General features: G+C 50.7%; 13 protein-coding genes and 1 other annotated feature. Of the genes, 4 read left to right on the forward strand and 9 right to left on the reverse strand.

The features are described 5' to 3' along the window. Positions 1-342 precede the first annotated feature (342 nt). The 4 genes from ACX1DY_RS21910 to ACX1DY_RS21925 form a co-directional block, all read right to left on the reverse strand. A complete protein-coding gene (locus ACX1DY_RS21910) occupies positions 343-543 on the reverse strand; it encodes a DUF2933 domain-containing protein (RefSeq protein WP_458966327.1) in 201 nt (66 codons plus the stop codon). Positions 544-668: 125 nt separating this feature from the next. After that, positions 669-2,354: a glutamine--tRNA ligase/YqeY domain fusion protein gene (locus tag ACX1DY_RS21915; RefSeq protein WP_458966328.1), complete on the reverse strand. Its 1,686-nt coding sequence runs from the start codon at positions 2,352-2,354 to the stop codon at positions 669-671. 84 nt (positions 2,355-2,438) lie between these two features. Continuing rightward, positions 2,439-2,703: a binding site (T-box leader), on the reverse strand. 50 nt (positions 2,704-2,753) lie between these two features. Further along, positions 2,754-4,310 carry a tetratricopeptide repeat protein gene (locus ACX1DY_RS21920; protein ID WP_458966329.1) on the reverse strand — a complete coding sequence of 519 codons (1,557 nt, stop codon included), beginning with the start codon at positions 4,308-4,310 and terminating at the stop codon, positions 2,754-2,756. A 39-nt stretch (positions 4,311-4,349) separates the two neighbouring features. After that, the gene (locus tag ACX1DY_RS21925; RefSeq protein ID WP_458966330.1) at positions 4,350-5,228 is read right to left on the reverse strand and encodes a stalk domain-containing protein; all 879 of its coding nucleotides are present in this window, start codon (positions 5,226-5,228) and stop codon (positions 4,350-4,352) included. A 154-nt stretch (positions 5,229-5,382) separates the two neighbouring features. Between ACX1DY_RS21925 and ACX1DY_RS21930 the strand changes: the two genes are divergently transcribed. Continuing rightward, entirely contained in the window at positions 5,383-6,582 is a 1,200-nt protein-coding gene (locus ACX1DY_RS21930; RefSeq protein WP_458966331.1) for an oxalate decarboxylase family bicupin, read from the forward strand. 101 nt (positions 6,583-6,683) lie between these two features. Here ACX1DY_RS21930 and ACX1DY_RS21935 read toward each other — a convergent pair whose 3' ends face one another. Next, a complete protein-coding gene (locus ACX1DY_RS21935) occupies positions 6,684-7,973 on the reverse strand; it encodes an arsenic transporter (RefSeq protein ID WP_458966332.1) in 1,290 nt (429 codons plus the stop codon). 129 nt (positions 7,974-8,102) lie between these two features. After that, positions 8,103-8,249: a hypothetical protein gene (locus ACX1DY_RS21940; RefSeq protein ID WP_458966333.1), complete on the reverse strand. Its 147-nt coding sequence runs from the start codon at positions 8,247-8,249 to the stop codon at positions 8,103-8,105. Positions 8,250-8,455: 206 nt separating this feature from the next. On the opposite strand from ACX1DY_RS21940, the gene ACX1DY_RS21945 reads away from it, so the two are divergent. Next, a complete protein-coding gene (locus tag ACX1DY_RS21945) occupies positions 8,456-9,529 on the forward strand; it encodes an LLM class flavin-dependent oxidoreductase (protein ID WP_458966334.1) in 1,074 nt (357 codons plus the stop codon). A gap of 69 nt (positions 9,530-9,598) precedes the next feature. On the opposite strand, the gene ACX1DY_RS21950 is transcribed toward ACX1DY_RS21945, so the two are convergent. Then, positions 9,599-15,409 carry an invasin domain 3-containing protein gene (locus ACX1DY_RS21950; RefSeq protein ID WP_458966335.1) on the reverse strand — a complete coding sequence of 1,937 codons (5,811 nt, stop codon included), beginning with the start codon at positions 15,407-15,409 and terminating at the stop codon, positions 9,599-9,601. Positions 15,410-15,837: 428 nt separating this feature from the next. Here ACX1DY_RS21950 and ACX1DY_RS21955 point away from each other — a divergent pair, with 428 nt between their 5' ends. Then, entirely contained in the window at positions 15,838-20,322 is a 4,485-nt protein-coding gene (locus ACX1DY_RS21955; RefSeq protein ID WP_458966336.1) for a helix-turn-helix transcriptional regulator, read from the forward strand. Positions 20,323-20,372: 50 nt separating this feature from the next. Here ACX1DY_RS21955 and ACX1DY_RS21960 read toward each other — a convergent pair whose 3' ends face one another. After that, positions 20,373-20,951, reverse strand: a complete 579-nt coding sequence (locus ACX1DY_RS21960; protein WP_458966337.1) for a TetR/AcrR family transcriptional regulator — start codon at positions 20,949-20,951, stop codon at positions 20,373-20,375. A gap of 172 nt (positions 20,952-21,123) precedes the next feature. Between ACX1DY_RS21960 and ACX1DY_RS21965 the strand changes: the two genes are divergently transcribed. Then, positions 21,124-22,104: an NADP-dependent oxidoreductase gene (locus ACX1DY_RS21965; protein ID WP_458966338.1), complete on the forward strand. Its 981-nt coding sequence runs from the start codon at positions 21,124-21,126 to the stop codon at positions 22,102-22,104. Positions 22,105-22,163: 59 nt separating this feature from the next. Here ACX1DY_RS21965 and ACX1DY_RS21970 read toward each other — a convergent pair whose 3' ends face one another. Beyond that, positions 22,164-23,642 carry an Lsa family ABC-F type ribosomal protection protein gene (locus tag ACX1DY_RS21970; RefSeq protein ID WP_458966339.1) on the reverse strand — a complete coding sequence of 493 codons (1,479 nt, stop codon included), beginning with the start codon at positions 23,640-23,642 and terminating at the stop codon, positions 22,164-22,166. Between the last annotated feature and the right edge of the window lie 406 nt (positions 23,643-24,048).

The raw sequence follows: 24,048 nt of genomic DNA on the forward strand, positions 1-24,048 counted from the left end.
TCTGCTGCACTCTCTACAACAGATTGGCTATAAATCAATTAACAAACAGGACCTGTTGTACTTTGTGCAGCAGATTTCCGCTAAAAGCTCATTTTGAACAGAAATGCCGGAAATCCATTGCACGAAATACAGCAGAATGCAAAATATCGTTGCCTCATGGGCATTCTATTGCAGAAAATGCAATCACGTATAGACTTTTGTGGGCTTTCTTATTCATATGAAAAAAAGCCCCACAAAGTGAGGCCTATGTTCAGATGCTTATTTCAAAACAAACAGACGAGCTTCAGGGTCATTCCCCGACGGCTCGCCCGATGCTGGTTCGTGCCTAATTCCTTCATGCCGTTAAGAAGTAATGCTGTGAATATCCGCCTGCATTTTTTCATTTTGCGCTTTGAGCTCATTGAGCTCCTTCTGCAGCTCTTCTATCTTCGGCTCCCGCCGCGAATGCCCGCCATGCCCATGTCCATGTCCTCCGCGCATGCCAAACATCATAAAGATCATCATCAGCGGACAGACCAGTGCAATTAACCAGGACCAGTTCATCACTTTGCCTCCTTCAGAATTCAGGGTTCTGAGCTTCATTATAGGGAGGGAATGTGAAGAAACTATGTTGAGCATTAAGTTACTTCCCCTTTAAGCTTTTTTCAAGTTCATTTCATGAGAAAATTTTATTTTTTGCCCTTCCAGGTGTCCTTCAGCGGAACGATACGGTTGAACACCAAGCGCTCCCTGCTTGACAACTTGTTGTCCGCACAGAAGTAGCCTTGGCGCATAAATTGAAATTTATCTTCAGGCTTGGCGGAAGCTGCAAAAGGCTCCAGCAGGCAATGCTTCATCAGCTTCATGGAATCGGGATTAATATACTCCTCCCAGGTTTCGCCTTCCGCCTTGGGACCGTCATTGTCCTTCAGCAGCTTCTCATACAGATACACCTCCGCCGCTATGCCGTGACTGGCTGAGACCCAGTGCAGGGTACCTTTGACCTTCCGTTCGCTAGAGCCGCTGCCGCTTTTCGTCAGAGGGTCATAGGTGCAGCGCAGTTCGCTGATCTCACCAGTTACTGCATCCTTGATAACTTCATTGCATTTAATGATATACGCTCCCTTCAGCCGCACCTCACCGCCTGGGATTAGCCGCCGGAAGCCCGGCGACGGCTCCTCCATGAAATCCTCGCGCTCAATGTAGACAACGCCGGAGAAAGGCACTTCTCTCACGCCCAGCCCCGCATTTTCGCTATTATTGGCAAGCGTCAGCCATTCCGTCGCTGCGGTTTCATAATTGGTGATGACAACCTTCAGCGGGTCGAGCACCGCCATTATACTTGGCACACTGGCTTTTAGATCCTGCCTCAAGCTGTGTTCCAGCATGGAAAAGTCCACCATCGTCTGGCTTCTGACCATGCCGATCTCCCGGACAAAGCTCCTGATGCTCTCCGGGGTGAAGCCCCGTCTCCGCAGACCACGAAGCGTGGGCAGCCGCGGATCATCCCAGCCGTCCACATAATTCCCCGCAACCAACTCTCTCAGATACCGCTTGCTGGTGACCACCCCCGTCAGATTGACCCGTCCGAATTCTCTCTGCCTAGGCGCTTCCTCTATGCCGAGCTCCTCCAGCACCCAATCATACAGCGGCCGATGGTCCTTGAATTCCAGCGAGCATAAAGAATGGGTAATCCCTTCAATGGCATCCTGAATCGGATGGGCAAAATCGTACATCGGATAGATGCACCAGGCATCCCCTGTGCGGTAATGCTCCGCATGGATAATTCTGTACAGCACCGGGTCCCGCAGATTGATGTTCGGGGAGGCCATGTTGATTTTGGCCCGCAGCACCCGGGAACCGGTGGGATAGGCCCCTTTTCTCATCCCCTCGAATAATTGCAGATTCTCCTCTACGGAGCGTTCACGGTAAGGACTGTCCTTGCCCGGTTCTGTCAGTGTGCCTCTGTAGGCAGTCACCTCTTCCGGTGATAAATCGCAGACATAGGCTTTGTCTTTGCGGATTAAGGCCAGCGCGCTGTTGTAGATTTGCTCCGAGTAGTCCGAGCCGTAATAAATATGCTCCCCCGGGCTGCAGCCTAGCCATTCGATGTCCTCGGTGATGGCCTTCACATATTCCATATCCTCTTTGAGCGGATTTGTATCATCAAAACGCAGATGGAAGGTGCCGCCATATTTTTGCGCAATCCCGTAATTGGTATGAATGGCAAATGCGCTGCCAATATGCAGATACCCGTTCGGTTCCGGCGGAAATCTGGTGCAGATCTCCCTGCTGTAGACTCCAGCCTCTATATCTTCCCTGATCAGTTTATCCATATAATTCTCCGCTGCTGCGGCTTCTGTGCTGTTATTCATGTGTGAACCCTCCTGTGTGTATGTGATGACCGCGCTGAACCTTTGATCAATGCAAAAAAGAACCCCACCTCCAAGACTTATGGTCTTGGGGACGAGATTCTCGCGGTACCACCCCAGGTTTATTAATATGTCGCCATATTAATCTCATCAAGTACGGCATTGCCGGGCAGGCAAGGCTTATACTCTAGCTCTGTAACAGGAGCTCCTGTCGCACTATCCCCAGCTTCTGTCTGGTTCCGGGTGCGCCACTCAGAGACTTGGTTCAACATACCGTTCTTTGCCCCTTTTCAGCATCCGGGGCTCTCTGTGAAAGAATGGATATATCTACTCTTCTCGTCATCGCGTTTCGTTATAATTGCTTGTATTTTACAAAAAATCAGCGGTGCTGTAAAGCCCGTATCAGTCTCCACTGAGCGCAGCCAGCAAATCCAGCGCCTCCTCATGCTCCGGCTCAAGCACCAGCGCCCGGCGCGTATACTCCCGCGCTGCCTCCAGATCCTCAAGCTCATAGCTGCAAATCGCCAGGCAGTAGAGCACCGTGACCACAGGCTCGTCCTCCGTCTCCCTCAGCGATTGCGTAAGGTAGTGTTGCGCTTCCTCATATAGCCCCATTTCGAACAGCAGCAATCCGCTGTCGAGGGCCAGATCATACCGCTGCGGCATCGGATAGAACCCTGCCCACATCCGGTCGATCCCCAGCTTCAAATCGAGAATCTCCTCGTCGGTGGCGTCCTCCAGCAGACTGGAGATGCGTTCCGCGCTCTGGATGAACAGTTCGGCATCGTAGCCGCCCAGCCGCCAGAACGCCAGAATTTGCTGTATTCCACTGCTGTCGTAGTTCTGGTCGATCCACAGCTTCATGCTGAAGAAATCATCCGGTCCGAAGCGCTCAATAAATCTGTGGTAGGCCAAGCGGGTCTGTACATGGCGCAGCGGCTCCTCCAGCATATAGATACAGCCGACGTTCAGGTTCTTGTAATGATGCTCAGTAAATGAGGATAAAGCGCCCTTCTGCTCAAAATGGCACACCATCGCATGATAATTCGCTGTGAGCGAAATGCTTCCGTGATGAATCAGCTTAGGGGGCTCGACAAATTCCCAGTTCTCCAGCCGGTGGTCACCCTTGTCGGCGGTCAGCAGCAGGAAGCCCGCTCCGGACAGTGCGTTCAGCCGATCCATGCATCCCAGCGCAGCGGCCGGGAACAGCACATGCGAATCCTCCAGCTTCTCCTGGTAGAAGGCGATAACCTCGCGGTACGGGTACGCTTCCTCTTCATAGCCAGCCGCCCGGCGGTAGTGATACTCGGGAATCAGATCCCTGAGCACCTCGGAAGTGCCCATTTCTTCCATTTGCTCCGGGTAGCGCAGCGATACCTCGCATTCATAAATTTTGCCCTCATCCACATAGAGCAGCTCCTGCGGAATACTGTCAAAAAAGTAGTTGGCAATCACCATCAGCGGCTGCGCCAGCTTACCCGGTGCAATCACCGTACCGCTCTCCGTCAGGTGCAGCTCTGTATCCGCGACTGCATCGAAACGCGCGAAATCAAGGATGCCGCGCTCCACAAAAGGCTTCAGTCCGGGATGCTGCTGCCAGCCGGTGATATTTTTCCAGGGCAAATCGCTCATTACATAGGTGAACGGGGGCAGCGCAAGCCCCGCGTATTCAATTAATTTGCTCAGTTGATGCAGCACATGGAACGCAAGCCGGCCTACCCCTGCCCCCAGCTCCAGAATGATGACCCGTTCCGTGGTCTGTCCCAGACTTGCACGGTCCTGTAAAAAACCGAAGATCATCTCCGCATAGGCGGTTCCAATCATCGGGTTGCTCGTAATATATTGCGGAACCTGGTCGTTTTTCCAGGCTTGCATGCCCAGCTCTTCATAATATTTGCGCTGCAGCTCCCAAATCGGCGCTTCACTGAAGCGGTAGCGTTCTTGTCCGCGATCTGTCATATGTGTGTACCCTGCTCTCTGATTATCGTTAAAGTATCCTTACTTCTGCTTCGTGCTTGCCATCTGCGAGCGGAAAATTACATACTCCGCTTCTGCGGGCACTTCAATTGAAAATGATGCTCTGCCACCCTTGGCCAGCCGTGCTGCGGGACCTGCAAGACTCTGGCGCGCGCTCTTGCCTTTGTTGTCAACAGTGACGAATTCAAGCTCCACCTTGTCTTTATCTAACAGGAATGGAGAGGAATTCAGCGTGTCCAAGGTCAGACGGTAGCCTCCATTAGCAACCTGAACCTGCGATAGCCCAGTAGGAAATAACGGATTATACGTTCCATCTATCATCTCCGGTGTATACACAAATGGAGCAAGCAGCAGAAACGGCTGCGTCTGTGGCAAGGTCACACCCTGTCTCCCCCAGATTACCCCGCTTACTTTATTAATCCGGTTCGACATGTTCTCCCAGCGGATAGATTTCGAATCCTTCAGAACCGAGCTCATGGGAACAAACAGCACACCATTCTTCAGCTCTGGTGCGACACCCAGCGACGCTTCAATATTCCCGCTGAATATGGCGTTCATCCGTCCGTCCTTAATTCCGCGCACAGCCTGCCCCATATAAGAGAATGTAAGGCTTCTGTCGGCAGAATCATAAGTTAGCTGTGCTCCGAGCATATCCGAGAATGCCCGGATCGGCATGAGCAATCTCCCTTCCTTCATATAAGGGGCCTGTTTGCCCGGGAACAGCACGTAGCTGTCGTTAAGCAGCAGCGGCAGCCGCTGTTCTCCACGATCCCCTGCCGCTGCAAATGCACCCGCGGGCATGAATACGCTGCTTCCTGCAATCCATACAATAACCAGCAAACCAACGATTACAGCCCTTATTCTGCTTATGCGGAGGGCTGAATGAGTGAATTTTGCCATTTCCGTATACCTTCTCCCTATAATTTCGGCTTCAAATTTCGCGGGACACTGCCAACTTCTATTCTGGTCATTTACCCGGGTTTGTCAATCATATGCGGCAGAATTTCGCATATATTTCCATGAAGTATTGAGTATCCTGAAAGGAGTCTTTGCCATGACTGCCAGCAAGTCTGATTCCCCCGGTCCACTTCCGGTCCCCCAGCCGATACGAAGCGACGGCACCGGCAATGTGGACCTCGGCCCCCGCGATGTGATGCGGGACCGGGAGAACCCGGATATGTTCGTCCCTCCCGTAACGGATAACGGATTAATTCCCAATCTGAGATTTTCCTTCTCCGACACCCACATGCAGCTAAATCACGGCGGCTGGTCCAGAGAGATTACCGTAAGAGAGCTGCCTGTAGCCACCACACTCGCCGGAGTCAATATGAGCCTCACCCCAGGCGGTGTGCGGGAGCTGCATTGGCATCAGCAGGCCGAGTGGTCCTACATGCTGATCGGAAGCGCACGGATTACGGCGGTAGACCAGAATGGACGGAACTTCATTGCCGACGTAGGCCCAGGCGATCTGTGGTATTTCCCTCCGGGCATCCCCCACTCCATTCAAGGGCTTGAGGAAGGCTGCGAATTTCTGCTTGTGTTCGACGACGGCAGCTTCTCCGATCTGAACACGCTGTCTATTTCCGACTGGTTCGCCCATACGCCGAAGGAGGTGCTGTCAGCCAATTTCGGTATACCGCCTTCCGCGTTTGACTGTATCCCGAAGGATCAGGTCTACATCTACCAGGACCAGGTTCCGGGCTCCTTGCAGAGTCAAAAAGTACAGTCCCCCTTCGGTGACATTCCGCTCAGCTTCAAGCATCAGCTCTTGGCCCAGCCTCCGCTGAAGACTCCGGGCGGCAGCGTGAGAATTGTCGATTCCTCCAATTTCCCTATCTCCAAGACCATCGCCGCTGCGCTGGTCGAGATTGAGCCAGGCGCGATGCGCGAGCTGCACTGGCATCCGAACAATGACGAATGGCAGTATTACTTGACCGGCCAAGGCCGCATGACCGTCTTCGGCGGCAACGGAGCGGCCCGCACCTTCAATTACAGAGCTGGGGATGTCGGCTATGTTCCTTTTGCCTTCGGGCATTATATCCAAAATACCGGGACGGAAACACTGTGGTTCCTGGAAATGTTCAAGAGCGACCGCTTCGCCGACGTCTCGCTGAATCAATGGATGGCACTCACGCCAGAGGCGCTTGTCAGCAGCAACCTGAACGTAGGGCCTGAGCTGATTGACGCACTGCGCAAGGTAAAATGGCCGGTAGTCACCTACCCCGGATACGGCGGCACGAAAGGGAAGGATTAGGCGGTGCAGCAGATGAATGCATGATGGATTGCAAGAAACCTATTCATCAAAAAAAAGGGATGGTGCAGGCCAAGCGGCCCGCACCATCCCTTTTTGTTAGCTTAAGTGAACTTCAGCGTCAAATACAACCCGAGCAATGTAATGAACAACGTTGGTATCGTCAATACAATCCCCGTCTTGAAGTAGGTTCCCCAGGATATCTTCACACCCTTGGAGGATAGAACATGCAGCCACAGCAGGGTAGCCAGTGAGCCGATGGGCGTAATCTTCGGTCCCAGGTCAGAGCCGATCACATTGGCGTAGATGAGTGCCTCCTTGATCAGTCCTGTGGCATGAGCCGTATCAATCGCGAGCGCACCGATCAGCACCGTCGGCAAATTGTTCATCACCGAAGAGATCACAGCAGCAAGGAAGCCCATCCCCATCGTTGCCGCAAACAGTCCATGCCGGGCCGCAGCATTGATCAGTTCAGCCAGTTCATCCGTGAGACCCGCATTTCGCAGTCCATAGACTACGACATACATGCCGATTGAGAAAAATACAATAGCCCACGGCGCTCCTTTGACCACTTCCATCGTCTTGACTGCAGGGCTTTTGCTCGCCAGCAGCAAGAAGCATAGCGCAATGAATCCAGCGACCACTGAGACGGGAATATCCAGAAATTCGCTCACGAAATAGCCTGCCAGCAGCAGTGCCAGTACTCCCCACGACAGCCGGAACATCCGCTCATCCTTCAGCGCCTCTACCGGATTCTTCAAACTCGAGACGTCATAGTACTTGGGAATGCTTTTGCGGAAGAAAAGATATAAGACCAGAATACTCGCCCCCAGCGAGAACAGCGTCGGCAGCAGCATACGTCCTGCATATTGCATGAAGGTAATGCCGAAGAAATCGACGGAGACGATATTGACCAGATTACTGACAATCAGCGGCAGCGAAGTAGTATCCGCAATGAATCCGCCGGCGATAATGAACGGGAAGACCTTTTTCTCATCAAAATTCAGCGCCCGCACCATAGCCAGAACAATCGGTGTCAGAATCAGCGCAGCCCCGTCATTGGCAAAAAACGCTGCAACAACCGCACCCAGAATGATGACATAGACGAACATCCGTGTTCCGTTGCCCCGGGCCGCCGCTGCCATGTGCAGTGCCGCCCACTCAAAGAACCCGATTTTATCGAGGATCAGCGAGATTAGGATGATGGCTATAAAAGCCAAAGTAGCATTCCACACGATCAGCGTAACGTCGAAAACATCTCTGAAGCTTACCACCCCGGCCGCCAGCGCAAGCGCCGCTCCGCCGCAAGCTGACCAGCCAATTGATAAATTGCGCGGCTGCCAAATGACAAAAAACAAGGTGACAATAAAGATAAGGCAGGCAACAATGACCACCGCTCTGCATCCTCCTAAATTCTCATAGAAACCAATGTTATATACTATAACAGCAAACTGTAATAATCAATACGTATTCTGCATGGAAATTCATTAGCATAACTTTTCACGATATGAAGTACTATTTCTCTACATCAGCTCATAGTTTGTATAAGGGGAACGAAGCAGCTTCTTGGAGAGGAGATGCCGTCCGACAGAGCCATCCTTAACAGGAATGGAGGCCCGGACACCCATGAGTACAGACCAGCTCATTGCACTGCTCGTTCTGGTAATCATGATCATTCAACTCGCCGTCAGCAAAAGAAAGCTGTAAACCCGCACTACTGCATCCGCCTGCCGCTCCGCCTTTTGGGAGTGGCGGGCATTTTTAGGTTCAGCTTCATATATACTATCCATTGTGCAACAAAAAACTTACTTACGAAAGTTGAGAAACATTAAAAAGTATAGTAAGATGAAATTACGAAAAAAGGAGGCGGATTGAAATGGCCGAAATGGAAAACAGTATGGAAATAGGCATCAGCACATTCCTGGAAACTACGCCGGACCCGGTAACCGGTAAGGTGATCAGCCACGCAGAAAGACTGCGCGAGGCGGTGGAGGAGATTGTATTAGCCGATCAGGTCGGCTTGGATGTATATGGAATCGGGGAACATCACCGTGCCGATTATGCGGGCAGCGCTCCCGCTGTGGTGCTTGCCGCTGCCGCGGCCATGACGAAGAAGATCAGGCTCACGAGCGCCGTTTCCGTGCTGTCTTCAGATGATCCGGTGCGTGTATATCAGAATTTCGCAACGCTGGACGGGCTGTCGAACGGCCGGGCGGAAATTATGGCAGGCCGGGGTTCATTCATCGAGTCCTTCCCCCTCTTCGGCTACAGTCTCGACGACTATGATGAATTGTTCGAAGAGAAGCTTGAGCTGCTGCTGAAAATCAGGGCCTCGGAAAAAGTAACCTGGCGCGGCGGCCATCGCCCGGCCATTGATAACCTTCCGGTCTATCCGCGCGCAGTCCAGGACCCGCTGCCAGTATGGATTGCCAGCGGCGGCAATCCCGAATCCGCAATCCGGGCAGGCATGCTTGGCCTTCCGATTGCCTTCGCCATCATCGGCGGCATGCCGGAGCGCTTCGCGCCGCTGGTCAAGCTCTACAAGGATGCTGCGGCAAAGGCCGGACATAACCCCGACAAGCTGCAGATTGCCACACATTCGCATGGCTTTGTCGGTGAAACCACAGAACAGGCTGCCGCCTTGTTCTACCCTTCCACCCAGGCCCAGATGAATGTCATCGGACGTGAGCGGGGCTGGGGGCAAACCTATAACCGCGCAACCTATGACGATGCGCGCAGCCTGCGCGGCGCCCTCTATGTTGGCGATGCCGAATATGTTGCCGAGAAGATCCTCCTGCTCCGCAAGAACCTCGGCGTTACGCGCTTCTTCCTGCATGTCAACGTCGGCACCATGCCGCACCGCGAAGTTCTGCGTGCCATCGAGCTGCTCGGCACCAAGGTTGCACCTATTGTGCGCAAGGAGCTGGCAAAGAACGCTGCAACAGAATAACGCCAAAAGGGATGCTCCAGAAGCCAAACGGTTCACATTTTGGCCAATGGAGCATCCCTATTTTATTGATTACCCCTCAATTAATCCTGCTTGTTGCAGCATCCGGTACAGCAGCACGGCTGTTTCTGCACGGGTTAATGGCTTCTGCGGACGCAGCTCATTTCCATACCCCTTTATCAGCCCCGCATAAATCGCTGTCCGCAGCGCTTCGCTCGCCCAGCCGCCGATTTGGCCGCTGTCCGCGTAGACGGCTAAATCCACTTTGGCTCCAGCACTGCCCGTTAGCGCACCATTATCGGCCAGCCGCAGCGCCCGTATGACGGTGACAACTGCTTCTTGCCGCGACACCTTCTGGTTCGGTCTAAATGATCCATCCTCGAAGCCATCCATAATTCCGTATGCTTTTACTGCTGCTATAGCGCCGCTATACCAGCTCAAGCCGCCTACATCACGGAACCCGGCTGAGTTATCCCCTTGTGCCAATCCCAGCGCCCTTGCCAGCATTGCCGCCAATTCAGCCCGGGTAATTACCGCTTCAGGCGCAAAGCGGCCTCCTTCTGTTCCCTGTACGATCATTCTATTGCTCATGCTGGAAATTTCCGGCTCAGCCCAATGCTTTTGAATATCTGTTAATTGGGACGCTTTGGATACCACTGCGTAGGTGCTGTTCGTGAGACTGCGAATGACAGCGGCACGACGTCCATCAACTGTAATGAATTTTGTCGGGACCGGGCGTACTCCGGAGCTCTGATCCCATACAATAGCCGTTGATGCCGCTCCGGCATCAGAGGATAAGTAGATAACCCTCTCCACATAATGGCTGAAGCGCGAAATCTCTTTTTTCCCGCCATTACGCATTACAAGTACATTGAAATGAACCGGATCTGCCACTAGCCCAAAACCATTTGTACGCACTGCTTCCTGCAAGCCCGCTTCCCGGTTGCCACGCTCAATTACGATCTGGACTTCCGTATCATTCGTCCAAGCGGACTCCTGGTCTGTAATCTCAGCTAGCGGCAAGCGATATTTACCATGCTGAGTTTTCAAAGTAATGTCAGCTGCCTTCTCAGCCAGGAGCGGGACTGCATTGCCGGGAAGTCTTAGCACCAGTTTATCTGCCGCATCTTCAATTGAAACCGAGAGATTAGCTTCAGAAGGATTGGACAGTGAATCGAGGACCTGGCGCAGATTATCCATATTCAGCAGAACGTCGATCGTTTTCGCTCCATTTGCATCCGTATGAAGTGTCGCCAGCCCCGTTACTTTCTTATCATTAATCCAAACCACAGGAGCAAACCCCGTAGAAGTCTGGCTTGGAGAGTTTGGAGTAACCGAAGGACTGCTCGGAACAGAACTCGGAACGGGACTCGGAGTTGGAGTTGGACTCGGAACAGGGCTTGGAGCAGAACTGGCCGCTGACCGGATCACGTTGAGCGTATACGTTTTATTGGAACCGTCTTGCGCTTTGACACGGGCTTCGAATTTATTTTGACCCGTTGCAAGATCATACTCCTTGGTTAGCGAATTGCTGTCTACCTGGAGTCCGTTGACATAGACGGCAGAGTACACATCTGCGGGGGTCAGCAGCATTTTCAGCCCATGCACCGCATTGCTGACTTCCAGCCAATTGTTTATTTTTCCAGGATCAAAATCAAACTTCACCGTCCCGCCGAGTCCGATCAGCTGCCAGCCTATCAAGTTCGCATTGCTGCTCAAAGGAACGATGTTCTGAACATCAATCTGGCTGACATTCGCGTTGCCCGCTGTATCTGCCACATAGACTGAATAAATTCCATTCTCCTGTACGGTGAAATGGTCCTTAACTTCCGTACCCTGTGTATCAAAATAAGCTATCGAACGGCTTCCTGCCGCCCACTTTATCGAAGAAATGCTGTTGAATTCACCGTACGCAGATGCTGTGACTGTAATATTTACACTGCCAAAGGTCGGAGTGACGGGATCAGCCTGCAGTCCGATAACAGGCGGCTGGTCGTACGTAAAAGTAATACTCACAGTCTGATCTAGCGTTATGCCACTTGCTTCTTCCTTTGCAGAATAGGTCACTTTCTCAGCCGCTACATTGCTGACCACAAATGTGGCAAGCCCCTCCGCATTGGTCCATCCATAAACCTCTTTGGACACAGAGCTTCCATAAACGGCTTTGGCAACAGAATCTTCATAAACGGCTTCCGTGACAGAGCTTCCGTCTTGAGCATGCAGCTGTACCCGTTTTCCAGCAAACGGATGGTCGTATGCGTCTTTAAGCTTCACGAAGATTGTGGCTTGGCTGTTGCCATCTGCCCGCACGACCAGGTCGCTTGCCGTCATTGTGGAGTGAGATGAACTCACATCGCCTGGTAAAAGCTGAACTAATACCGCCGAGGCCAGCGCACCGCCATTCACAGTTGCACTGATCTTCGCGGTCCCTACTGTTGTCGGCGCTGTCAGTGTCGCCGTATAGGTTCCGTTCTGGTTGTCCGTTACAGTGCCTACCGTACCTAATGTCGATGTGATCAGCACCACCGCCCCTCCGGTAGTCAAGGCATTGCCCTGCGCATCCTTCAGCTTCACGGTGATTGCCGTCTGACTCGTTCCGTCGGCTGTCAGCGAAAAATCGTCCGCTGCAATTGTGCCATTCTCCGCTGATGGCTCCCCGGCCACGAACTGTACCGTGGCCGTTCCGGTTAATGCAGTGCCACCTACTGTGGCACTGACTGTTGCGGTCCCTACCGTTGTCGGCGCAGTTAGTGTCGCCGTGTAGGTTCCGTTATGGTTGTCCGTTACGGTACTAACTGTACCTAACGTTGATGTAACCGCCACCGTCGCTCCTCCGGTGGTCAAGGCATTGCCCTGTGCATCCTTCAGCTTCACGGTTACTGTCGTCTGACTTGTTCCGTCAGCCGTCAGCGAGCTATTGCCCACTGCTAGCGTGCTGCTCGCACTGGACGGCGCTCCGGCCACGAACTGCACCGTGGCCGTGGAGGACAGTTCACTGCCGCCTACACTGGCACTGACTGTCGCGGTCCCTACCGCTACCGGCGCTGTCAGCGCCGCCGTGTAGGTCCCGTTATGGTTATCCGTTACGGCGCTAACCGCACCTAACGTCGAGGTAATTGCCACCGTCGCTCCTCCGGTGGTCAGGGCATTGCCCTGTGCATCCTTCAGCTTCACAGTCACTGTCGTCTGACTCGTGCCGTCAGCCGTCAAAGAACTATTGCCCACCGCTAGCATGCTGGTCGCGCTGGATGCTGCGCCGGGCACGAACTGCACCGTTGCCTTAGAGGTCAGCTCACTGCCGCCTACACTGGCACTGACTGTCGCGGTCCCTACCGTTACCGGCGCTGTCAGCACCGCCGTGTAGGTCCCGTTATGGTTATCGGTTACGGTGCTTACCGTACCCGAAGTTGTTGTAATCGCCACCGTCGCCCCTCCGGTGGTAATAACATTCCCCTGTGCATCCTTCAGCTTCACGGTCACTGTCGTCTGACTCGTTCCGTCAGCCGTCAAAGAGCTATCCGCCACTGCTAACGCACTGTTCGCACTGGACGGCGCTCCGGCCACGAACTGCACCGTGGCCGTCCCTGAGAGCGCAGTGCCGCCTACGCTGGCACTGACTGTCGCGGTCCCTACCGTTACCGGCGCTGTCAGCGCCGCCGTGTAGGTCCCGTTGTGGTTATCCGTTACGGCGCTAACCGCACCTAACGTCGATGTAATCACCACCGTCGCTCCTCCGGTGGTCAAGGCATTGCCCTGTGCATCCTTTAGCTTCACAGTCACTGTCGTCTGACTCGTTCCGTCAGCCGTCAAAGAGCTATTGCCCACGGCCAGCGTGCTATTCGCGCTGGAAGGCGCTCCGGCCACGAACTGCACCGTGGCCGTCCCTGAGAGCGCAGTGCCGCCTACACTGGCACTGACTGTCGCGGTCCCTACCGTTACCGGCGCTGTCAGCGCCGCCGTGTAGGTCCCGTTATGGTTGTCCGTTACGGTGCTTACCGTACCTAACGTCGATGTAATCACCACCGTCGCTCCTCCGGTGGTAATAACATTGCCCTGTGCATCCTTCAGCTTCACGGTGACTGCCGTCTGACTCGTTCCGTCAGCCGTCAGCGAGTTACTCCCCACTGCTAACGTACTATTCGCATTGGACGGAGCTCCGGCCACGAACTGCACCGTGACCGTCCCTGAGAGCGCAGTGCCGCCTTCACTGGCACTGACTGTCGCGGTCCCTGCCGTTACCGGCGCTGTCAGCACCGCCGTGTAGGTCCCGTTGTGGTTGTCCGTTACGGCGCTAACCGCACCTAACGTTGATGTAATCGCCACCGTCGCTCCTCCGGTGGTAATAACATTGCCCTGTGCATCCTTCAGCTTCACAGTTACTGTCGTCTGACTCGTTCCGTCAGCTGTCAAAGAGCTGCTCCCCACTGCTACCGTACTGTTCGCACTGGATGGTGCTCCAGCCACGAACTGCACCGTGGCCGTGCTTGTTAACGCAGTGCCGCCCACTGTGGCAACGACCGTCGCACTTCCTGCCGTTGTTGGAGCCGTCAGCGTTGTCGTATAGGTCCCGTTATTATTATCGGTTATAGGGCTAAGCGTACCCGAAGTTGTTGTGATCGTCACCGTCGCTCCTCCGGTGGTCAAGGCATTGCCCTGCGCATCCTTCAGCTTCACGGTTACTGTCGTCTGACTCGTTCCGTCAGCCGTCAGTGAGCTACTCCCCACTGCTACCGTGCTGCTCGCACTGGACGGTGACCCGACCACGAACTGGACCGTGGCCGTGCCTGGCAACGCAGTGCCGCCGACTGTGGCACTGACTGTTGCGGTCCCTACCGCTGTCGGCGCTGTCAGCGTTGCCGTGTAGGTCCCATTGTTCTTATCCGTGACGGCGCTGATCGTACCTGACGTTGATGTAATCGCCACCGTTGCTCCTCCGGTGGTCAAGGCATTGCCCTGCGCATCCTTCAGCTTCACGGTTACTGTCGTCTGACTCGTGCCGTCAGCCGTCAGCGAGCTACTGCCCACTGTTAACGTGCTGTTTGCACTGGATGGTGACCCCGGCACGAATTGGACCGCCGTTGTACCTCCCAACGGAATGCCGTTTAATGTGCCACTTACCGTTGCGGTCCCTGCCGTTGTCGACGCTGTCAGCGTCGCCGTGTAGGTCCCGTTATTGTTATCCGTTACGGTACTAACCGTACCCGAAGTCGATGTGATCCCCACCATCGCCCCTCCGGTAGTCAGGGCATTGCCCTGGGCATCCTTCAGCGTCACCGTCACTGTCGTCTGACTCGCTCCGTCCGCTACAAGACTGGATACGCTACTTGATATCCCGCTTAATGCGGGGGATGTCGAATAATCGGCAATCATGTACGTCCTGAAAGAATAGTCATAATTGGTCGCCGGAGAGTCTCCTCTTGTGTACGGGTTGCCACCGCTCATATTCCATCCGAAGCCATTCGATCCTCCTCCGAATTCCGTGGAAGCGACCATTCTATACATCGTATCCTTCTTCAAATAAGGCAATGTTCCTGAGAAATCAACCGACGTCCAGCCTGAACTGTAAGAAGCCAATTGCGCTTCAGCGAGCAATGTCGAAAGGTCGCTTTCCTTATAAATTTTCAGCTTCAGGGCTCCTGATGAACCGAAGATACTCGCAATGTTCAGATCAATCCTGCTAAGATTTCCGGCAATCTCCGGAGTAAAAGTCTGATATCTTGCATAATCAGCATTAACCCATGAATTTCCAGTTCCATTTTCCTGCTTTTGATCCAATACCACTGGACCTGCCGCAGACACATATCCTTCAGAAGCCGGACTTAAAGCAATCATGAATATAAGAAACATAGCAATCCAGCGCTTGTATCGTTTTATAGCTTGCATTAAATATCCTCCATTCTTGACTTTCCGATCAATCGAAAGAACGCTTATGTAAGTTGCAGCTTTATCTACCAAATCCGAATTGGGTTACCGATATATGACTTAACTCACGAAAAAAGTGCCTCCCCCAACAATCAACGCCGCAACGAAAAAAATACCAAAATACCATTTTGAAAATTTAAAGCTTAGCCCGGGGCCATCCCACCAAATCTTCACATAGATAACAACTCCAAAAATAAGAGTAGTAATAAAAGCATAGAAGGCATTCATCATATTCGTTCACCCAGACCTTCCCGATTCTTTAATTCAGCCAAATAAGTCATGCTCCCAGAATAAAGCCATTACTTAAAATTCTCTATACCTAAAAAGTTGTATCTTCTATTACAATAGAATGTAATCGCTAGTTAGCCCAATAGTAGAGGTGTCCGAGAATGAAAGTTGACCAACAATTTGACAGTGTTACCGGAAATACAAGACTTGAGCAACGTGACTCTGGTGTAATGCCGGGGCATGATGCGGGTATGACGCTTAGGGAATTCATGAATGAACAAACCTGCATGAATCCCGAGGCATTTCTCGTACTCGCCAGATCTATCGTGGCCGGTGTCCTGCAGCTTCATCAGCAACAGACCCTTCATCTCGATTTACGGCCGGAGAGAATCGTTGTTCGTTCCAAGGGGCAAGAGGCCTATTTAATAGATTCCGGTTATGCGGTGCATCGTTCGGATGACGGTTATGTCCGTCCGGCTGGCTACAGTATGTCTGACTCAGGCCTGCCCTATTGCTCACCCGAGAATACAGGCAGAATGCTGCGGACAGTGGATGAGCGCAGCGATCTGTATTCTTTAGGTGTTATTTTCTATGAAATCTGGGCCGGGCATTTGCCTTTCCTGGCCGAGGGTCCGCTCGAATGGGTGTACCTGCACCTGACACAAGTCCCTCCTCCGCTGACTCATGAGCATAGGCATTTGCCTGATGGCCTGGAAGCTATTGTCATGAAATTGCTCGACAAAAATCCGGATAATCGCTATCAGAATGCCGGCTTTCTATTGGCAGACTTAGACAAAATCGGACGCTCTCACAATACCTTTGTTATGGAACCAGGGTTTCATGGTAGAGAGTATGAAATGTCAATGCTCAACCAGGCCTTTTATTCCGCTTGCTTCGGGTCAACAGAAATGGTCTACATATCAGGCGAAGCCGGCATTGGCAAAACAAGCCTCATAGACGAGGTTTTTCGCAAGCAGCGGCATGCCCGCAATTTTTTCTATATCACCGGAAAATTCGAGCAAATATCCAAAGAAAGCCCTTATCATCCGATCATTCAAGCCTTTCGTGGATTAATGCGGCATTTGCTGGGTGAACGCAAGGAGCAGTCGGAGTTGTGGAAACTTAAGCTGCAGGAGACACTTGGGGCAAGCGCCAACGTGATTACTGCGATTATCCCTGAAGCCGAGCTGATCCTTGGCGCCACACCGGCTGCAGAAGAGCTTCCGGCCAATGAATCGAAGAAACGGTTCATCTATGTTTTTCGCAAATTTGTTCAGGCGCTGGCTTCCAAAGAACATCCCCTTGTCCTGTTTATCGATGACCTGCAATGGGCGGATTCTTCGTCGCTGCAATTAATTCATGCGCTGCTATGCGACCCGGAATGCCAATATTTGCTGTTTGTCTGCACCTATCGCCATAACGATATCGACCTTAGCAAGCTGCCGGGGTACGAGCCGGACGGAAGCGTTACCGACCAAGCCGTGATCCGCCATATTCATCTGTCGCCGCTGAGCCTTGAGCAAATGAACCATATCGTGATGGAGACGCTGAATAGCGGGGCGGATGCCGCAATGTCCTTAACAGAGCTGCTGTATCACAAATCAGGCGGCAACCCTTTTCATTTCAAGCAAATATTGCTGCACCTGCAGGACGACGGCATTCTGCAATACAACCACGGAAACCAAAGCTGGCAATGGAATTTGGGGCAGATTATTGGTCAGGAGCCTAACTATGCCATCAATGATTTAATGGAGCACAGATTTCAGCGTCTCTCGGGTGCTGCGCAGGAGCTGCTCCAAATTGCCGCTTGTGTAGGAAGCACCTTCCACCCGCATTTGATTGCCTACGTTGCCAACCGGAAGATCGGGGAGGCCATTACTGAATGGGCCGCGATTGAAGCCGAAGGGATGATTTTGCCATATGATACAGATAAATTCCGGTTTGCCCACGATAATATCCAGAAGCTGATTTACAGTCAGATGGATGATGAAACGAAACAGGCCATTCATATTCGCATAGGCCGAAGCTTGCAGGATGACGGGTATGAAGAGACTTCATTTGATGTCGTCAACCATTTGAATAGAGGCTCAAGCCGAATAACGGAAGCAGTGGAGAACCTTGAGCTTGTACAATTAAACCTTGCTGCGGGAAACCGCGCCAAGGCTGCTTCCGCCTACGATGTTGCGCTGGGGTATTTCAGAAAAGGGGTAGAGCTTCTGCCGGCAGAAGCTTGGAACAATGCCTTCGAGCTCTGTTTCGAGCTGCATGCGGAGCAAGCGGAATGTGAATATTTATGCGGAAATTCCAGGGAGTCTGACAGGCAAATCAATTTCCTGCTTGATCATGCGCGCAATACGGCTGAGCGGAGCAGGGTGCAAATGATCCGGATCATGCAATACATAAATCAAGGCAAATATTTGGAAGGCACTGCACTTGGTCTTGAGAGCCTGCAGGAGCACCAAATTATCATTTCACCCAATCCGGGCAAATTCGTACTATTAATTGAAGCAATGCGAATTGAGGTGCTGCTGCGCAACCGGTATGACAAGCTCGCTGATTTGGAGGAAATGTCCGATAAAGACCGGATTGCCGCAATGAATCTCATTCTGGCGATAATTCCTTCAACCTTTTTCACGAATAAAAAGATCTTTTTCCTGCTGATCTGCAGAGCCATTCAATTATCCCTGAAATATGGAAATACCCCTGTTTCCGCGGCCGTTTATTCCGCTTATGGCATGCTTTTGGGGAATGCCCGGGGCAAATATGACAAAGGTTATGCCATCGGCAAGGTCGGTATGGAGCTTTCCGAGCGGTATAACATCACTTCAGTTAAAAGTAAAACCTACACCATGTTCGGCGGAGTACTCTGCCAATTTGCCGGAGATGCCCGTGAAGGTGAGGGTTATTTGGCTAAGGCGCTCCGCTTCGGTCTGGAATCGGGGGATTATGTATTTGCCAGCTATGCCATTGGTGCGCATATTAATTCACTCTACACCCGAGCACCATTAAGTGAGCTTGCAAGAACGATAGCCGAGTATATGGTGATCCTGGATACCACAAATGACGAGTTCGTGAAGCAGAACTTTTACCTGTATCAGCAATTCATTCTTGCCCTTCAGGGCGGGACGGCAGCGCCGGACTCCTTCAACAACGCGGGCTTTGACGAAGGGGATTTTCTGAGCCGGATTCAGATGGAGGAGACTTCAGCCACCACCTTTTTTCAATACAATACTTATAAAGCTCAGCTTTGCTATTTGCTCGGCAATCATGCGGAAGCCATCCGCTGGGCCCGGCAAGCGGAGCCTTATGAAGACTACGCCACACACCTGCCGCATTTGCCGGAATGCCTTTTATACGAATCACTCGCGTTATTAGCCGGTCCTGCACAGTCATGGAAAGAGGCCAATACTAAAAAACGCCTGCTAAGCAATCTTCAGCGTTACAAAAAATGGGCAGCGCTCAGCCCGGATAATTACCGGCCCAGATCCGATCTCCTTCAAGCCGAATTTGCGCGTGCCTCCGGCGAATTCATGAGGGCTGAGGAGCTGTACGATAAAGCCATACGCGGAGCGAGAGAGCAGGATGATATTCAAATAACAAGCCTTTCGGGCGAGCTTGCCGCCAGCCATTACTGGAGCCGGGGCAATAAGAAAACTGCTTTATTTTATTTGCAATTGGCCTTCGAGGCATATACTGAGTGGGGTGTACAAGTGAAGCTGACACAGGTGGAGAAGCTCCTGCAGCACTGGCAGCAGCGTGAAAATGCTGATCCGGCATCCGAAAGCGTACCAATTCCGGCGGGACGAAGTGCTCTAGAGCATACGGCAGAAGTAGCTGTCCATGGTAATCCTGGTAATGTGCCTGGTGCTTTTGACAACTTCGATCTTGCGGCGATCCTCAAAACAACTCAGGCAATAACCAATCAGATGGACATCGACACCGTGCTTGCGGAAATTATGAATACCATAATGAAGTATGCAGGTGCCAGTAAAGGCGCTCTGCTGATGGGCAGTAATGATGGACTCTACATACAGGTATATGCCGATACAGAAGCAAAGGTTGCCCCGGCGCCTATGGAAATGAATGACAGCTCCCTCTTGCCGGAAGGCATTATCAGATACGTCTTTCGCACACAGGAGGATGTCCATTATACCGGAGGTGAGGATAGCTGGCTGATTCATAACCCGTATATTGCGGAGCACCGGCCCGGGTCCGCCCTGTGCATTCCGGTAACCGTCCATAGTAATATGCTTGGCGTGCTTTATCTCGAAAATAAGCTGGCAAGCGGTGTATTCGCAAAGGAACGAATGGCCGTTCTTCAGGCTATGGCGTCAAATGGAATATTGATTTGTATGCTGCAGAACTCAGCTGAGCAATCCGCTACAGAACCAGGGATGGCTGAAGAAGCCTCGCCTTTGCAAGAGACAATGGAAGAACCCCTCACGGACCGTGAGCTTGAGGTGCTCGCCTTACTCGCAGCAGGATTGTCCAATAAAGAAATCGCCGACCAACTGATTATCGCCATAGGAACAGTAAAGGTCCATGTAAAAAACATCTTCGCCAAGCTAAAAGTCAACCGCCGCACCAAAGCCATCGTTCAGGCCAAGGAGCTTAAGCTGCTGGATCAGAGCAAGTGGCATTCTTGAGAAAAAAAGCCGAGCAAATGTCAGGAAAAAATCCTGCATCTGCCCGGCTTTTATTTGTTCAATACGCTATTTTCTTCGGACATTTGCAATTGAAACCGGTTCAGCAGATTCCAAAATTGTTCAACCATAACCGCTGCCGGATACGGCATCGAACGGATAATCCACCATTCCAATAAACCCACTCCCGCTGAAATTAAAAATTGCACCGTAATGTCCCTGTTCAACTCCTGATCGAGATTAATCGAATCCAGATGCTCGCTCAGACTTTGCCGGAATATTGTCTCCATTTGCTTTCGGAAAACCAAACTTCCCTTGCTCGTCAGCATCATGGAATAGAAAGAAGCATGCTGCTCCAAATATTCAAATGTGCGCAGAAGCGCGGCTTTGGAAGTGAGATGAACGAAGCCCTCTTCAGGCATACAATTATGCAGTAACTGGTTTATTTGAGCTTCCGTGCACTGATCGCGCAAATCGTACTTGTCAGCGAAATGCAGATACACCGTTCCCCGATTGACATTCGCTGCTTCCGCAATTTGGTTGATCGTTATGCTCTCGAAGTCCTTTTCCGACATCAGCCTCAAAAAAGCATTCATAATCGCTTGCCTCGATTTTTGAATACGCCTGTCCATAACTTTCTCCCCTTTTAGCCCATATAAAATGAACATATCTAAACCCTCTGTTGAAAAATCAACAACCGGGCTTGCTTTAACCATTGAACACCATCTGCCGCCCTGATACATTCACAATATAAAACTTATGTTAAAAATTCAACATATGTTCAATTTATAAGGAGGCTTAATCATGAAAGCTATTGCTTTGACAAGCTTTGGAATCCCCGAAGCACTAGAGGAACTGGAAGTGCCGGTTCCCGTACTTACGGACACACAGGTTCTCGTCGAAATGCGCGCCTCTTCCATCAATCCCGCAGATATTCAATTGCGCAGCGGCGCGATTCTTCAGAGTCCGATGGCCGACAAATTTCCGGTTCAATTGCCGCTTGTTCTTGGTATTGATGTAGCCGGCATCGTAAAAGAGGTTGGCGCAAAAGTGCGTCACTTCAAGCCGGGGGATCGTGTTATGGGCATGGTTCCGATGGGCTCCTACATGGACTATGTTGCGGTGGAGGAAGATCACCTTGCCGTTATCCCGGAGAGTCTTTCCTTCGAAGAAGCAGGCGCCGCGCCTACGGTTGCCCTGACAGCTTGGCAAGCGCTGTTTGAGCATGGCCGTCTTCAACCCGGACAACGCATCCTTATTCAAGCCGGAGCCGGAGGTGTGGGACATGCGGCGGTCCAGTTAGCCAAGCAACATGGAGCATATGTTATCGCAACTGCGAGGGACTATAATCATGATTTCGTTAAAGGGCTTGGTGCAGACGAGGTGTTCGACTACACAAAAGTCGACTTTGCCGCCAAAATAACCGCACCTGTCGATATCGTGTTGGATTCCGCTATGGACCCTTCCACCTTCGGAACCGGGCTGCCAGGAGATATCGGAGAGAAAAACTACTCGGTTATCAAGGATGGCGGCACCTATATTTCAGTGGTGGCATTTACGATTAATCAATATCGGGCGGTCCGCGGCATTAACGCGCATTTCTTCCAGGCAAAACCTAACCGTACCGACTTTGAATCCATTGTCCGCCATATGCAAAAGAACAAGTTGAATATCCACATCAATGAGATCTACCCCTTTACTGCTCAGGGCCTGCTTCAGGCGTACCGCAAAAGCGAAGAGCTCCCGAAACGGGGAAAAGTCGTCATATCGAAAAGCATGGGATAAACATCCTGCAAAAATAAAGCATGGCGGTGCTGGGTCCCCCCTCACCGCCATGCTTTTAACTACATAGATATAGTTTTTGTTGCAACTGTTTGTTGAAATGCCTGATCATGCTCAACAATAACCATTGTGGGATTAAATCTTTGAATAAGCTCTTCAATCTGCATGCGCGAATAAATATCAATAAAATTTAACGGTTCATCCCAAATATATAAATGAGCTTTTTCACATAAGCTTTTGGCTATAAGCAGCTTTTTCTTTTGTCCACCAGAATAATGAGATATGTCTTTCTCAAATTGAATCCGGTCAAAATCCATCTTGCGCAGAATAGATTTAAATAACGTTTCATCAATCTCATGCTCCTCAATAAAGTCCGATAGCCGTCCCTTCAAATGAGAAGTATCTTGCTCGACATAGGAAATAACGAGGCCTGAACCTAAATTCATTGAGCCTGTATGTTGTATCGGATTTCCCATAATTAGCTTCAACATACTGCTTTTCCCGCTTCCGTTCTTTCCATCAAGTACAATCCGGTCACCTTGTTCAACTGTAAAGCTAATTGGCTTATTCACTATTTGGTCATCGTACTTAACAGACACATCAGCCAAAACAATCAACTCATTTGACGGAAATTCCAAGGGTTCTAATTTTAACGACTCGGTTTTTTCCACATTTTTTAGCAGCTTTGACTTTTCCTCAATAGCCTTTTGTTGCCTTGATTCAAGGTTCTTTGCTCTCTTCATCATCTTTGCCGCTTTATGTCCTACAAAACCCTTATCCAGCTTAGAACCCGAATTCGTTGTCCCGTTTTTGGAGGCTTCCACTTGATTAGACCAGCCTGCTGAACGCTTCGAAGACTGTTTTAATCTCCCGATGTCTTTTTGCAGACGCTGATTTGTTGTCTCTTCGTGTTCCTGCTGTCTATCAAAATTTAACTTCCAAGAAGAAAAGTTACCGCTTTGCACTTCAATATTCGCCCTGTTTATAGATAAGATATGGTCAACGCATCCATCTAAAAAGAATCTGTCATGAGAAATTAGAATAAACCCTTTTTTCTTCCTTAAATAATCAGAGACCGTCTTTCGTGCCTCAGTGTCTAGATGATTGGTTGGCTCATCAATTAACAGAAATTGACCCTCAGTCAAAAAAAGTGCAGCAAGCAACACCTTTGTTTGTTCTCCATTTGATAATGTATTAAAAGGCCGGTACATGACCTCGGCATCAACATTTAAATAGGAGATTTCACGAAGAAATTCCCAATCTTCTGCTTGGGGGCAAATTTCCTCACAGATTTCATGAGTGTACTTGTTTTTATCCGAAACTGGATAAGGGAAATAATTAAATTCTACCGAGGAAGTGATTTTCCCGCTATACTCATACTTCCCTAATAATAAATTAAAGAACGTTGTTTTACCCCGCCCATTTCTACCGATAAATCCAAGTTTCCAATCCGTATCTATTTGAAAATTTACACCTTCAAAAATATTGTCAAAGCTGCCTGGATAAGAAAACGTTAAGTCTTGAACTTGTATCATTGACATGATGATTCCTCCTTTGTATATCAACACTTTTTACTTTTTATACAAAGTCGGTATATCCATCACTACATTTCTCCGTATAAGCTTGATGGATATTAACGACTTATACGGAGTATTACATGCGTAACAATAGTATCTGAATCGCTCATTTTTATCTCTCCTTTACTCAAAAAATCCTCCCAATTTATAATTGGAAGGATTAGTCTTTGGGCTTATAATAAGTTCTTTGTTGCCACTGGAATCATGACAAATAAAGAAAACTGATTTATAAAAATGGATAGACTAACCCTATATTTTGTAGTTTGAAGTTATTCATTTCAAATAAAAATATAGATTAGTTAATCATTGTCCATCCATCAGTCCTCTCATAAATGTATTTTTAGTTTAACAAACTTTTTTATGCAATACA

Source organism: Paenibacillus sp. BAC0078 (genome assembly GCF_054483875.1).

Excerpts from the sequence above, each read along its gene's own strand:
- ACX1DY_RS21910 (WP_458966327.1), bottom strand. The coding sequence starts at position 543 with ATGAACTGGTCCTGGTTAATTGCACTGGTCTGTCCGCTGATGATGATC.
- ACX1DY_RS21915 (WP_458966328.1), bottom strand. The coding sequence starts at position 2,354 with ATGAATAACAGCACAGAAGCCGCAGCAGCGGAGAATTATATGGATAAA.
- ACX1DY_RS21920 (WP_458966329.1), bottom strand. The coding sequence starts at position 4,310 with ATGACAGATCGCGGACAAGAACGCTACCGCTTCAGTGAAGCGCCGATT.
- ACX1DY_RS21925 (WP_458966330.1), bottom strand. The coding sequence starts at position 5,228 with ATGGCAAAATTCACTCATTCAGCCCTCCGCATAAGCAGAATAAGGGCT.
- ACX1DY_RS21930 (WP_458966331.1), top strand. The coding sequence starts at position 5,383 with ATGACTGCCAGCAAGTCTGATTCCCCCGGTCCACTTCCGGTCCCCCAG.
- ACX1DY_RS21940 (WP_458966333.1), bottom strand. The coding sequence starts at position 8,249 with ATGATTACCAGAACGAGCAGTGCAATGAGCTGGTCTGTACTCATGGGT.
- ACX1DY_RS21945 (WP_458966334.1), top strand. The coding sequence starts at position 8,456 with ATGGCCGAAATGGAAAACAGTATGGAAATAGGCATCAGCACATTCCTG.
- ACX1DY_RS21950 (WP_458966335.1), bottom strand. The coding sequence starts at position 15,409 with ATGCAAGCTATAAAACGATACAAGCGCTGGATTGCTATGTTTCTTATA.
- ACX1DY_RS21955 (WP_458966336.1), top strand. The coding sequence starts at position 15,838 with ATGAAAGTTGACCAACAATTTGACAGTGTTACCGGAAATACAAGACTT.
- ACX1DY_RS21960 (WP_458966337.1), bottom strand. The coding sequence starts at position 20,951 with ATGGACAGGCGTATTCAAAAATCGAGGCAAGCGATTATGAATGCTTTT.
- ACX1DY_RS21965 (WP_458966338.1), top strand. The coding sequence starts at position 21,124 with ATGAAAGCTATTGCTTTGACAAGCTTTGGAATCCCCGAAGCACTAGAG.
- ACX1DY_RS21970 (WP_458966339.1), bottom strand. The coding sequence starts at position 23,642 with ATGTCAATGATACAAGTTCAAGACTTAACGTTTTCTTATCCAGGCAGC.